Consider the following 13984-nt stretch of genomic DNA (forward strand, 5'->3'; position numbering starts at 1 on the left):
AAAAAAAGGAGGTAAGTTACTCGCTAAAACTTGGTTCATTTGAAAGAACCGAAGTTATCGGCAAAAAATAACTCACCAACCCAAACATATGTTTTTCAATACACTCATGGTACCCTGACTCCCGGTAATTGTCCATGAAGTGTAGGGGTAGTTCCCAAAGATCCTACTGCCTATCCCAAATTAGCTAAACCAAATTCAAGTGAAATTCGGGGAGTGGTTGATGAAGAACGCCGGTAGACGCCGGAACTTTTCTATTGGATTAAAAATTTTTGGCGGGTGACTGCCTCATCAAAAGTGAGGAACCCGTTCATGTCGAAATCACCATCAACAACCGTCAGAATCAAGTCCGCACCCGTCTCCCCCGACAACCAGAGGAAAGGGGCAGCGAAAGAACATCCAAAAACTAAATCCGCTCAGTCTATTGATTTAGTTCAAATTTTAGAGAGCGAAGTTTACCCACGCTTGTCGCCAGAAAAGATTTACAGTTGGGGGGGTCACAATTTCCAACGGGGTAGCAACTGCTTACGGGGTAATCCACCGTGGGGTGACAGCAAATCAGGTACGAGCTTTGCAGTCTTTGAGGATTTGCACTTTCTGGATTCTCACAACGGTAAAGAATCAGGAGATCCAATCAAATATCTTTACAGCCAGAAGGTTAGGCGCTATGAAAATCCTAGAGGTCAAGATTGGATTGATACAGTCAAAGAGCTGTTTAGTTTAGCTGGTGTCCCGTTCCCTGAACGTGAATGGAACCCCGCCCAAATCAAACAAGCACAGCGGCGCGAGACACGTCAAGCCATTCTCAAAGCCGTTGAGGACTATTGTGCCGATATTCTGTGGACACCCAGAGGCGATGCACAAAGAAAGCATCTAATTGAGGAAAGAGGATTCACTGAAGCAGGACTAAAAGACCTTGGAATCGGTGTGTATACCTCAACCAAAGAAATCAAGGAAGTCTTGCAAGCGAAGGGATTAGACCTGGAACTTGCTCAGCAAATCGGCGTGTTGTCCAAAAAGTGGGAAGGTTACATCACCTTTCCTTGGGCGAATTCTTATGGTCAACCACTGACCATCTACGGGCATCAAAGTAAGACATGGGCTGACGCAACAGGGAATCCCAAGAAGTATGCTCTGTTTAATCCCAAAGATAAAAGTGGAGAATGGTTACATACCAAAGAGTCACCTTACCTGCTAAACAGAGCAATTCGCGCTCGCCACAAGGAATTAATTTTAGTTGAAGGCATTACGGATGCTGCGATAGCTCATCAGCAGGGTGACACCAGGGTTGTCGCCTGCGCTGCGGCAATGCTCTCCAAGGAGCAAGTACAAACGCTGATGCGGCAGAAAATAGAACGAGTAATTATTGCGTTAGACCCTGATGAAGCTGGAAAAGCTGGAATTGGTTCTTGTATCAAACGCTTATTGGATGTAGGCATTAGTCCATACGTTGCTCCTCAGCTCTCTGACGGTTTAGACCCGGATGAATTTATTCTCAAGTACGGAATAGAAGGTTGGAATGCACACATAGCAGAAGCAAAACACGCTTTCACCTGGACAGCAGAACAAATCATCGCCAGTGGCGACCTGTCCAGTGATAAAGGCAAAGAAGACATTTTGAATCAATCCCGGTGCTTTGCGCGTAACCTGAAAGATGATCCAAACGTGGAGTTATTTTTCTGGAGTGTGATCGCTAAAGCCTTGGATATGGATACCAAAACGTTCCGCAAAAAGCTTGAAGAGCAATGGAAAGTACCGGATGAATTCATCGACCCAGACATTCCTCAGTCAAAAAGTAAGACTAAGTACCGCCACTCAGTTATTGAACGACATTGGGGGAACCATCTAAGGCTAAATGAGCTGAAAAACATTATCGAACTTGACGGGAAGCCTCTAGAACTGGATACAATCGCAATCCAATTGGGGATTGAATTGGATGAAGATATCCCCAAGGAACAAGCGATCGCAATTTGTACCGTCATTGCCAAAGCTAACTCTTACAACCCTGTTAAAGATTACCTGGAAAATTGCCTTCGGAAACACGCCCCGATTGACATCGACAACCTAGCCACCCGCTGGTTTGGTACAAGCGATGACCTATCAAATATCTACCTCAAACGCTACCTAATTGGGGCTGTAGCGCGGATTTATCAGCCCGGTTGTCAGAATGACACATCGCTCATTTTGCAGGGCAAGCAAGGCTTTAAGAAATCCACTTTCTTCAGAGTCTTGCACCAAGGCTCTAAAGTCCGCGAGTCGCATGAAACCTGGTTTGACGACACGATGTCTGATGTCTCAAACAAGGATGAGCGCGACAAACTGCATCGGTTTTGGTGCCTAGAGTGGAGTGAATTAGAAAGGGTACTTCGCCGAGGCGATGATGTAGTCAAAGCATTCTTGACCAGCAAAAGTGACACGTACCGACCCCCTTATGGACGTGAACCCATCACGAAATTAAGGCAGTCAGTCATCGTGGGAACAACAAATCGTGATGAATTTCTAAGCGATGATTCAGGCGATCGCCGTTTCTGGACTATCAAGATTGAAAGACGCATCGACTCAGAGCAGATTGAATCTGAACGCGATCGGGTTTGGGCTTCTGCCGTCGCAGCATACAAAGCGGGTGAACAATGGCATTTAAGTGATGAGGAACAAGCGCTCTCAGCTATAGCTAATAGCGAATTCCATATGTCAGATGCTTGGGAGAAGTACGTGCTTGATTATGTTCGCAACTTACCCCAAGTCACGACCGCTGAAATACTGCAAAATGCATTGGACTTGGACAAATCCCGCCAAGACAAGCCTAGCCAGATGCGGGTCGGCGTCATTATGAAGCGCTGGGGTTGGGAGAGAAGAAAAATGAACTGGCAAGGAAGCAGACTTAACGGCTGGGTACCCACTTGCTCTACTGTCCAACCTGTCCGACCTTGTCCGACCTTAGATAATGAGGTTGGACAACCCTCAAATGACGCTACCCCAATGTTTTCAGACTTTGCTGTCCAACCTGTCCAACCTTTTTCTCAAAACTTTTCTCAAAAAGAAGCTACCCCCCAGAAAGATATTTTCAATCAATCCGCACAAACAGAAGGTGTTTCCACCATTGTGGTCGGACAGGTCGGACAGTGCGAATCAGAAGCTATAGAGAGTAATGGTTTTGAAGGTGTCCAACCTAGTGTCCAACCTGATGTCCAACCTCAAAATGAGGCTCAGGAGGTTGGACAAGATGAGATCGAAGGAGGGGATGTAGAGTGCGCTGTTGAGGAGGTAGAATCATCCACTCAACTGTCACTAGGTGTAGAGGCCGAAAAGCCCCTAGTTGAAGTCGTTGAGTTTCAGATATTTGACACGGTGGCTGGGCGTGAGTCATACAACGCAAACTATGCAATGCATGGGTATGTTCAAGAGGTTCAACCTGGCAAGGTTCTGGTTCGTTGGGCTGAGCGGGAAGGTAAGCCAGGGCTTGAGGCAGAGTGGTACAAAGTTTCAGAGTTGCGATTGATTGAATGGGATGGAATTTGTAATGGGTGAGGCGAAGCGACGAAAGCAGCTAGATCCGAGCTATGGAAAACCCAACAAAAGTAGACCAGATGCACGTAGACCCGAATGGGTGTGTAATTTTGGGAATGATTACTTAGCACTAGATACGCTTGATAAATGTCTGGATTGCTACGCATCTGTTGAGGGCATCGAAAGACAAAAAGCTCGACAAGCGTGTTTATTGACAGGATATTGTGAGGGCGATATATGGACGATCCAATGGGACGTTGAGAGAGCAGTAAAGCTACGTCAAACTTTTGCCTTTTATCTCAGCAAGGATGGTACTTTAGCGATCGCTCCCTAGCCATCGTGTTTTAATTGATATGAACCAGTGCCCCGTAAATCTAGGGCTGACTCGTTGATTCGCCCTTGCGAAATTCTGCTAACAACTTAAAAAACGGTCGTAACTAGAAAAAAGTTTTACGTGGAGCGCGATCTTCGGAAAGATGATGTCCCAATTGGAGGAAACTCTACCCAATCCCTCATAACTCTTCATGCAGACAAGTGAAAGGGGGGAGCGATCGCATCCGAAAAGGAACTGCGGCAGCTGCTAGGGTTAGAGAATGAGTGACCCATCTGCCGCAGCCACCGATACTAAATATCCGAAGTGCAGGAGATTTTCTTCTCAGGTGGCAGGGAAACCAAAATTGGGAAAGTGGAATCGTTACATATTCTCTATCCACCAGTCATCTGCAAGTTCTGCGATCAATTCATATTCAGAAGTAATTTGAGCCGCATATTCATCACCCATCTTCTTTGAATGTCCAATCAGTGTTCCAAATGACTCAGTAATATCTTTCCGGCCAGGTTGGCGAATATGCTTTTCTGCAATATGCCTCAGAGCATGAGGGTTAATCCAGCGAGCTTCTCCGAATAAGCTTTGTGTTGCAATTGCAAAAGCCCGACGAACCGTTTCCCAGAAGGTGTCTACCTCAAAAGGCTTACCAAAGGCTTCCGTTTCGTGCTTGCCGAACATAAAGAACAAACGGTTATTGGCTTCAAAATTACTCTTGGCAATTTTCCAAGCATTAATCCGTCGCTCAGCTCCCGACAGTCGCCATTCTTGATACTGGATATATTCTTCTGCTGAGCTTTTCACAAGTTTTGGAAGAATTCCTTGTTGGGCAGCTTTGATTTTTTGGTGAGTGCGTTCTACCTTATCAAGCTTGTAGCCCCAAAGTTCCATCCATCCCTCTGGTGTCCTAACTAATTCCTCAATCAGGGGTCGCCACTTGTACACCCACATATCTAAATCAGGGGTCAAGATAGCGGGCAATCGATAATGCCGAGGCTTACTGTGAGAGGAGTGTTGGGTAGCGCGTTTGTGTTCCTCAAAGTAAGCTTCATAATAGGGATTGCCCTCATCGTCCTCTCGACGGAATAGGGTTTCGTTAAGAGCCAATTTTCTAATTTCCTCCTGCCGAACGGGACAGTAAACTAAAATTTTGACAATTAAATAAGTCTGCCAGGAACGGGCAACCGCTGAAGTTTTGCGTCTTTGAGAATATTTACTGGGTTCTCCTGTCTTTTTGTCACGAGAAGTATTGTAGGGAGCACATAAATTCCTCAGGTATTGAACTACTTGTCGGGCTTCTGGATGGGTTAACTTTTTGCTGGAGCCTTTTTCTGCCTCAAGCTGTTCTTTCTCCTTGGCATACTCTTGGGCGTACTCATTTCGCAAGTCTTGTAAATCTAAAATCAGTGGAATATCCGACCAATTGCGGCGAATAGATTTGTCATAGTTCAACCACTTAGCGATCGCAATCGCTGTTTTAGCCATACTTACACCTGTGGAATGACAAACTCCTCGTGTTTCAATTGCCCAATATGTATATTTGTCCAGTAGGTCTACATCAGTCAGCAGCTCCAATTTGAGTTTGGAGTTAGGATACTCTTGGGCGTACCAGCCTAAGAATGCTAGTATCTTGTCCTCATCATTCTTAAATGTTGATAGCTGGATAGCGTCTATTTTTGGTCTACGGGCTTCTCCATCCTCTCTAGACTGTTTTGGATTGGATGCAGTTCGGCGTATACTTCTGCCTCCGGTTAGGCGAAATTCTTTGAACTCTGCAACTTGCTTAAGAATATGACTGGGCAGATTCTCTTTAGATAAGCCGTAGGGTGAATGTCGTTCTCTAGTTTTTGGTAATTCAGGACTCTTTTCTCGAAACGGAGAAACTGTTGCAACCGGATCGGGAAATAGACAATGCCACCAAGCCTGCTTCTCTAGCCACTGTATGAATTGCCGAAGAGTGGAACGATAGTTTCTCCCAGTACTTCGAGATGTTCTTCCTTTCTCAACAGCTTTTTCAAATTGCCGGTCGAAAATATCCAAGGCTCCGTTGAGTTGGGCAACGGGTAATCGATGGCAAAAGGAAGCAAATTCCTCGACCTTCAAATTTTGTGCAACCGGCTCTAATTCCGGAAAGACGTATTGCCTTAGAGCAATGCTCAGGTACTTATCAAAGTTAATGCCAACATTCTTGGCATCGATAGAGGTTTCCCAGAGTTTTAGGGCACGACCAAGAGTGTATTGTTCCATGTGACCGCAAGGGTAATAAATAATCCAATGGATTTGAATTCTCGAAAAAAGCCCTGAGCTGATGGGCCTGCCAAAGGGCACGAGCTACTCAGTAACTAGAACAATAGTACTATAGGTATGCGCTCATACGTTTTTTGTATGAATGCGTACTCTAAAGAAAGTTACTAAAGTCCTTTTCCATAAAGCATTTTAGCAAGATTCCCGAAGCATGCTTCGGGAATCTGCTCCGTGGGATTGTGGTTAAGTAAGTGAAATTTTATGGTATATATGTACTATTCTTAGGTAGAAAAATGTATGAAAAGTTACTCTCTCAGTCATGTGCTAAATTTATGGCGTAAGTCCAAGGAAGCAAAACTTGTTGCCAATGATTTTGAGAAATACCTCAGCATCGCTTTGAGGTTTTATGTCATTCCTGAACTAGATCCTCAAGTTGAAAATTTGAAACCTAGACAGTTTGCCGCGTACTGCGATGAATTCCCAGCTGCCAGACTCAAAAGTGCTTTAGAAATCTTCAATCAGCAGACGGAAATTGCGATAGAGAACGGGCAAATTTCTGAAGGCACCAAAGATAATTACCGTTCTACTCTCAAGCGATTTTTGGAGTGGATGGAGAGACAAGTTTGGTGGCGCGAGTTATTTCCAGTTCCAGTTACAAGAGAGGATGTCGCTCCTTTTCGAGTCTCGCTAGAGCCAAAACCGACGCGGGGAAAGTTGGCATCCTATGGATTGACATCGAGTCAATTGCCACCCAATGTTGTTCAGCAGATGCAGTAATTTAAGGAGTTTCGGTTAACGGGAGGTCCGAACCTACGCCGCACTGCGCGTTCTCTCCGGGAACGTCGGGAATTTGAAAGAGTTCGCAAGCCCAAAGTCGATCCGGTTAAACCATCTACATTCCAACATGATGAACAAGCCGTACTCCGGTTTCTAGGCTGGTATGCCCAAGAGTATCCTGACTCTGAACTGAGCTTGGAGCTGTTAACGGATGTAAATCTGCTTGATGACTACACTTACTGGGCTACACAAACTCGTGGAGTCAGCCATTCAACGGGCGAACACATGGTTGGCACAGGAATTGCGATCGCTAAGTGGCTCAATTACGATAAATCACAGCGACGTAACTGGACAGATGTCCCGATTGTTCTCCAACTACAGGACTTACAAAGCGAATATTCAGAGATTTATCAACAGGAAAAGCAGGGACTTACACAGAAGAAATGGAAGCAGAAGCAGCTAACCCATGAGGAAGCTCGACAGGTTGTTCAATACGTCCAAAGCCTGTGCGCTCCAAATTATGGAAGACATCATCAACAAACTGGAGAGTTTCTCAGTCACGGGACTCGACCACAATCCGCCGTTGCTAGAGCGTGGCAGACTTACCTAATTCTGAAGCTTTTGGTTTACTGCCCCGTTCGTCAAGAGGAGGTAAGACATTTAAAATTTGGAGAAACTTTGTTTCGCCAAGAGGATGACCAGGGCATTCCTTATTATGTGGTGAAGCTTAAGGAGCATAAACTCTCTTCGAGAACCCACAAACCTCGTGAATATAAGCTACCTGCGATTCTGACCGAAGACCTTGATTTGTGGGTGTACAAGTGGCGACCTCTGATTGCCGAGTCGGTCAATACTTTGTCAGGATGGACAGAGTTTTGGGGTTATGGTGCTGACAAAGTAGAACGAATTCGGGCCAGAGTAGAAGCGGCTCGACAAGGAATTGTCGCTGAAAAGGTAGAAGCTTCGATTGATAAATACATTGAGCAGGAAGAAGCAAGGCTACAAGGAGCGGAAAATCGCGTTGCTGCTTGGGAAGTAGCGAAGACAAACTTTGAGAGCCATAATTACTTATTTTTCATTACTGGTAAGGGAGACCCGAATAGTTTCGGCAAACCTCATTATGTTGCCAGCATCTGGCGCATGGTCAGTCGAGCGATCGCTACAGCTACACTCGCTTTATTCGGAGAAGCTCGATGGACGAATCCTCATGCTTTGCGGCACATTGCGGAGAAACATATCCGCCAAATCGGGAAATCAAATATTGCCCATCAATTCGGAACTTTGCTTGGGCACTCAAAGGAAATGGGTGATGAGTATGCGGCTCAAATTACATCAGAGTATGAGGTGATAGAAGACATCGTGGACGACTGGTGGGAGTGACAACCATAGCATTGTAGTTAAGATTCCAGCGTGAGAATGAGTGGAGGGATCAATCTTTATAATTGGCGAAAACTGACAAGATGCCATACATTTTGCTTGAGTCTATGGCACTCCGTTCATCAATTTTTCGCCTATCCCTTCTAAATGAGGATTACTCCAGAACCTCTGATGAAATCGTCGCGAGTGCATCGAGGGCAAGAGTACTTTTTTGGGTTTGAGCATGACGAGAGTAGATTTTCTGTTGCATTTGTGGGCTATGACCCATCAAGCTAGCCAAAGACTCCATTACTTCCACACTCGCCCCGGAATTCCTCATATGAGCGATCGCCATAAACCGAATCAATTGCGGGCTACAAGCTTTCCCAGTCAAGCGGTAAGCTACCTGCTTAAAAAAACCTGAGAACGTTACTGAGGTAAAAGGGTTGCCATTTTTCTGAAAAAATACGAAATTGTGCGTTGGTTCAAAAACCTGCCGCCAACCACAGCGATTACCCTTTTCATCTACATAACCCTGCCAATTTTTTGCCTCATCTTCATAGCCAAATAACCAAGCCTCTAACTCCGGGTAATACCACTGTGGAATGGGTATAACATGCTTTTCTCCTAGTTTTAAGTAAGTCTTACCCGTTTTAAAATCCTCTGGCCCCAATTCCAAATACCACAGCTCATCCCGCTTTACCAGCGTGCGTCCGAGTTCCAATTCTCTTACCGTGCGGGGGCGCTCCGGAATTGCACTAAAAAAGGCAAAGATTAAATATCGTTGAATAGAAGTAGCGATCGCGCTTTTGGAGCGCTGTTGATTGCTCTTCCCAATGAGCGTACACTCCGCCTTCAGTTGTTTCACACAATCGAGAAACTCCAGCCAGTCTATCCGCTTTGAAGCCTCATCTACTACCCTTTGAGTTGTTTTCGCCCGTATCTGGATATCCCTCATGAGCGATCGCAGTCCCTTGAGCACGCCTTCCTCCCGTCTTGAAGTTCGCTCACGGGAATAGCGCTTTAAAACCTGATGCGTAGAAACAGGTTCAAGAAACCTTACTATCCAGATAAACGCTTTCACTACCTGCAATTCGTAACTCGGAGCGACTTCCCGTTCGAGCCTGAGCCATCGCAGATAATCCTCAATATTTGCTATTCGTAAGGGGGTTGCCTTCTCCCCAAAAGCCTCCTCTGCTCTCAAACCGCTTGTAGAAAACAGTTCGCTTAGTCTTAACTGTGAAAGCGGTACAACCGGAGTGCGATGACGGTGCATCCACCCTAGAAACTGCCGCACCTGAATTAGATAGTTTTTAGCCGTCACCGCTGTGATGGGCTTCACAGAAGGTGATGTTAAAGCACCTGAGGTCATAAACCTGTAAAACTCAGCCAACTCCCGCCCTAACTCTGGCGTAATTTCAGCATCCGTCAACCCATAGCTGGGTTTATGAGAACGGCGTGGAACTCGTACAGTTTTTTCTTGAGCTTGATGAGAAGTCTGGATGGAAGAAGAGTTTGTTTTGGGACTCATGAATTGATAAATAGAACAACAACTCGGAATTGAAGAGCTTGCGAAAGCATTTGCTCCCCACACTTCTCCTCCAAAAAATCTGGTTAATCATCCCTTCCCGATACCAGAGGAGGGGATTTTTATGTCTTTATCCTCAAAAAGCATTGTGCCAAATCTTAGGGAACGATTTTCTCTGTTCCTTCTGTTCCAAGAAAATCGAGAGATTTAAAAATAACTATTGTCATATAATGACTTTAGTAATTTCAATGGACGTTACTCTCTCCTCCTACTAGCGTTAAACCATGACAGAAAGGGTCATCACCACTCACCAAAAAGCTTCGCCAAATGCCCCCCTTGCTGTGGAGCTATTTGCGGGAGTAGGCGGGTTCTCCCTCGGCGTGAAAGCGGCTGGGATAGATGTTGCGTTAGCGATTGAAAAAGACGAACAGACTCTCGCTACCTACTCTCAAAACTTTCCCAAAACGTCCGTCCTATGTGCTGATGTGCAAGAGCTGACGGGACTTGAGATTCGCCGTCTCCTGGAGCTGTCCCAGCGCCAACAAGGGTTAGAGTGGGATGGAAAAATTGGTCTAGTCTTTGGTGGGCCTCCCTGTCAGGGTTTATCCCGAATTGGCAAACGGGATGTGGACGACCCCCGCAATCAACTAATTGCCCATTTCTGTCGCCTGGTCGAAGAACTTCAACCCGTTGCTTTTGTTCTGGAAAACGTCCCCGACTTGCTGCTGTCCAAATACGCCCGTTTAATTGAACCTTCCCTGGAACAGCTACAACAGGTAGGGTACAACACCTGGAGGTGGACACTTAATGCTAAAGAATACGGAGTCCCTCAAAGTCGAAAACGGGTCTTTGTTGGAGGGCTTCGCCACCAAGTTTGTCCTTTGTTACCAGCAAAAGTATCTCAAGTCGTTACCGTTAGGGAGGCGATTGGAGACTTAATATTTCTATCAGAAGAAGCGTTTCCGCAACTCTTCGATACTGATGAATTGCAACTAGACGACAAGCAACTAACTCTGGAAGCCCAACCTTCCGAGTACATACTCAAGCTCGAACAGGTATTCCCTTCACCACCCACAACTAATCCTCATCTGTTCACAGGCTGTTGTCTCACCCGTCATACACCATCAGTTGTTGAACGATTCGAGGCTACCGCACCGGGAACGACAGAGCCTAATAGCCGTTTCTATCGCCCTAAGTGGGACGGAGTTGCCCGAACTTTGAGAGCCGGAACGGGAAGCGACAAGGGACGGCACACCGCGGCCCGTCCGATTCACCCCACCTATGCCAGAGTACTCACAGTCCGCGAGGCCGCTCGCTTGTCCTCTTTCCCGGATTGGTTCCGTTTTCACTGGACGATTTGGCGGGGTATGAGACAAGTTGGGAATGCCGTGCCACCGCTATTGGCGCTGGCGGTGGGGAAAGCCATTTATCAATGTTTGGTACAAATAGAGGGTGCAACAGCTTCTGAGACAGCCACTTTAACCCCGGCGATTGTCTTTGGCACTGCGGTGAGCGCGATCGCAGACATATCGCCCACTCAAAAGCTTGCTCCAGGTGAACATCAACTAGACCCCAAACTCCTCAAGCCCCACCCACGCAACGCTTCTGTCTATGGCGAGGATGAAAGTGTTTCGGACTTGGTGGAATTGATTGGCAACTCCAATTGGCTCACGCCGCTAATAATTACTCCTGATTTCACGATTATTAGCGGTCATCGGCGCTGGAAAGCAGCCCTTGAGTTAGGGTGGTTGAGCATTCCCGTGATTGTTGAAGAATTCAAGGACGCTCTCACCGAGCTAGAAGCGCTGCTGCTGGGGAATGCTACCAGGGAAAAAACAATTGAGCAGAAAGTGCGGGAAGGCGCTTTATGGAAGGAAATCGAGCAAGAAAGTGCAAAACTTCGACAGGGAACCCGTCGAGACATCCAGGAAAATTTTCCTGGATGTTGCGAGCAGTTTGGGCAATCTCGCGATCGTGTGGCAAAACGTGTGAAGTTAGGTTCGGGGAAAACATACTCCAAAGCCGTTAAAGTGGTTGAAGAGATTGATAAAGCCCTTAAAAACGGACACCTTGCTCGTGCCGTAGCATTGCGAAGTGTTTTGAATTACGAGAATGTAGACAGGGCGTTCAAGCTGACTCAAAAGCCCGTTGCCCAGAGCGACCCGATTTTAGAATTAATTGCTAGCGGAGAGGTTCGCACGAGCAAGCAAGCCCAGTCGTTGCTAAAGAATCGGCAACGGTTAAAAGAGCGCTCGCTCCTTTTTCCTCCACAAGGCGAGCATGACTTGTCCAACTTGCTTTCACATCATCTCACCCTAAAGCCAGGAGGTCTTGTAGAGATTTACGCACCAAAACTTTCTGACTGGCATCAGCGCCCTGCCCGTATAGAATCGGTGGATGAGAAGCGGTGTAAGGTGTGGAAGCGAAATGTTGAGACGATGGAGATGGAACTACGCAGCTTTCCCCATGCCAATTTGACTCCTCTCCCCTTATCAGAAGTGCCGTCCCTTCTCGAAATCAACTCGCGTATAGAAGCGTTGTACCAAATCGTAGGTCTAGACCCATTTGACCGATACATTTTACAGTCGCTAGAGCGTTGCGTAACTTTGACTCCAACTGAACGGGAATATTTCAACCGAATTGAGTTGAAATATCAGCAAGAACAACAATCAACCCAGAAGGAGGCAGGAAATGAGGAACGGGAAACGGTGAGTCGCGAAGCGTTCCCCGTCCCCTCGTTAAACCCGTCAGTACCTGATGTTACTCCCCGACATGAACACTCAATACCTGTTAGCTCTCCTTAGGAATATCGAATCGAAACCTTTGAGTTTCCTCTACCTCCAACGCTCAACGAGATGATTCGCACTGCTAGAGGCGGTTGGCAAGCTTCGGCTAAAGAAAAGCGGGAGTGGACAGAACTAATTACCTCTTACTGTAAGGGAGCGTATCAGTTTCAAGGAAAAATTTGGTTGGAGTATGTATGGCGAGTGAAGAATTTAGCTCGCGACAATAACAACATTGCCGCTGCGACTAAGTACATTGATGACGGCTTAGTTGAAGCGGGAGTGATAACGGATGATTCACTCAAATATATCCAATCTCCAGTCTGCAATTGGTACGTTCAAAGTAATCAAGATATGGTTACTGTCAGGATAGCCAACGTGCCAATTTATAACGGAGAGCCATTAACAATACTTGATAGTTCAAGCGAGTTACTCACTGCTGTTTTAACCCAAGTGCAATTGTCTACATCACTGCGGAATGTTCCACCAGCAAGGTTATCTGCCTCAAGTCAAACAGTGGAGAATCCTCAAGAGTTGCTTTTATCAAAGTAAAACTCTATGTCCTACAAAGGTAGTAATGCTCAACAAGAATTTTAGGAGAGCTAGCTGTGTCAGTAATTCAGGTCAACGGAATTGATTTGGATTACAACATTCAAGGTTTCCGCGAAAACGAGTTATTACCGTTGATAGCGGGGTTTAACAGTGACAGTTCAACTTGGGCTACAATAATGCGATCGTTAGTTAAGCTGTACAGGGACTTTTTATTTGACATGGAGACATATTAGTGTCGTTAAAGAGGCAAAACTAAACCAAGCTTGCTTTTTTGGCTTAAGCAAGCTTGGCAATGCTGATAGTAAGATGATAGATTGTTGAGCAAACTTTCTCTGTAATTCTGCAATCGGGAAAGTTTTGCTCAGTAACACGAAATTGTCTCGATGTCATTTAATTCGGCACTGTACAAGTAGTTATACAACTCATAAATATTTAGCAAAGTCACTCTACTCTCGCATCTGTTGTCTTTTCACCAACACTTTTATCAATTCGGAGCGGTTAAAATTAGCTTGCTCTAACAGCTGTGCGATCGCCCTTCCTGGTGGTACGACCTAGAGATTCAGGCCTGAAAGAAAATCCTCTCTCAACTCCAATCGAGGATTCTGGTTTTCTTGATAAGAATGCTTAAACCGCTGCGAAGAACGCGATCGCCAGTCGGGAAAGCCGAGGATGATGATATAGCTGGGGAAAAAGCTGGATTACCCTTCCCAGTTCATCTACACATGCTACGCCACGCCTGTGGATTCTATCTCGCTTCCAAAGGGCATGACACTAGAGTGATTCAAGCTTATTTGGGACATAAGAACATTCAGCATACGGTTCGCTACACTGAGTTGCCTCTAGGGCGCTTTAAGGACTTCTGGGCAAATTAAAGTGGGCAAGCGATGTCACTTCCGACATCGTAATTTTGTACTC

At 46.0% G+C, this 13984-nt stretch carries 8 protein-coding genes and 1 pseudogene; 7 read left to right on the top strand and 2 right to left on the bottom strand.

What is annotated here, in order from left to right:
- The first annotated feature begins 309 nt into the window (after nt 1–309).
- Together NDA03_RS22555 and NDA03_RS22560 are read left to right on the top strand one after the other, a co-directional pair.
- Nucleotides 310–3525, top strand: coding sequence for a VapE domain-containing protein (locus NDA03_RS22555; protein WP_348239200.1), 3216 nt, complete (start codon nt 310–312; stop codon nt 3523–3525).
- A complete protein-coding gene (locus NDA03_RS22560; protein ID WP_348239201.1) occupies nt 3506–3838 on the top strand; it encodes a hypothetical protein in 333 nt (110 codons plus the stop codon). Before NDA03_RS22555 ends, NDA03_RS22560 begins: the two co-directional genes overlap by 20 nt.
- A gap of 360 nt (nt 3839–4198) precedes the next feature.
- Here the strand turns inward: NDA03_RS22560 and NDA03_RS22565 are convergent, their stop codons facing one another.
- Nucleotides 4199–6076: a hypothetical protein gene (locus NDA03_RS22565; RefSeq protein ID WP_348239202.1), complete on the bottom strand. Its 1878-nt coding sequence runs from the start codon at nt 6074–6076 to the stop codon at nt 4199–4201.
- A gap of 294 nt (nt 6077–6370) precedes the next feature.
- Between NDA03_RS22565 and NDA03_RS22570 the strand changes: the two genes are divergently transcribed.
- On the top strand, nt 6371–6850 hold the full coding sequence (locus NDA03_RS22570) for a hypothetical protein (protein ID WP_348239203.1): 480 nt from the start codon (nt 6371–6373) through the stop codon (nt 6848–6850).
- A 195-nt stretch (nt 6851–7045) separates the two neighbouring features.
- Nucleotides 7046–8230 carry a hypothetical protein gene (locus NDA03_RS22575; RefSeq protein ID WP_348239204.1) on the top strand — a complete coding sequence of 395 codons (1185 nt, stop codon included), beginning with the start codon at nt 7046–7048 and terminating at the stop codon, nt 8228–8230.
- 151 nt (nt 8231–8381) lie between these two features.
- Here the strand turns inward: NDA03_RS22575 and NDA03_RS22580 are convergent, their stop codons facing one another.
- Nucleotides 8382–9737: a hypothetical protein gene (locus NDA03_RS22580; protein ID WP_348239205.1), complete on the bottom strand. Its 1356-nt coding sequence runs from the start codon at nt 9735–9737 to the stop codon at nt 8382–8384.
- Nucleotides 9738–10018: 281 nt separating this feature from the next.
- On the opposite strand from NDA03_RS22580, the gene dcm reads away from it, so the two are divergent.
- From dcm to NDA03_RS22595, 3 genes and pseudogenes are all read left to right on the top strand, one after another.
- Nucleotides 10019–12538, top strand: coding sequence for a DNA (cytosine-5-)-methyltransferase (dcm, locus tag NDA03_RS22585; protein ID WP_348239206.1), 2520 nt, complete (start codon nt 10019–10021; stop codon nt 12536–12538).
- 51 nt (nt 12539–12589) lie between these two features.
- Nucleotides 12590–13069 (top strand): hypothetical protein, encoded by a 480-nt coding sequence (locus tag NDA03_RS22590; RefSeq protein WP_348239207.1) that lies wholly within the window; start codon nt 12590–12592, stop codon nt 13067–13069.
- 680 nt (nt 13070–13749) lie between these two features.
- Nucleotides 13750–13941: pseudogene (locus tag NDA03_RS22595) on the top strand (tyrosine-type recombinase/integrase); the annotation flags it as partial.
- Between the last annotated feature and the right edge of the window lie 43 nt (nt 13942–13984).

The organism is Trichocoleus sp. Lan (genome assembly GCF_039961855.1).
Taxonomy (GTDB): domain Bacteria; phylum Cyanobacteriota; class Cyanobacteriia; order Cyanobacteriales; family FACHB-T130; genus FACHB-T130.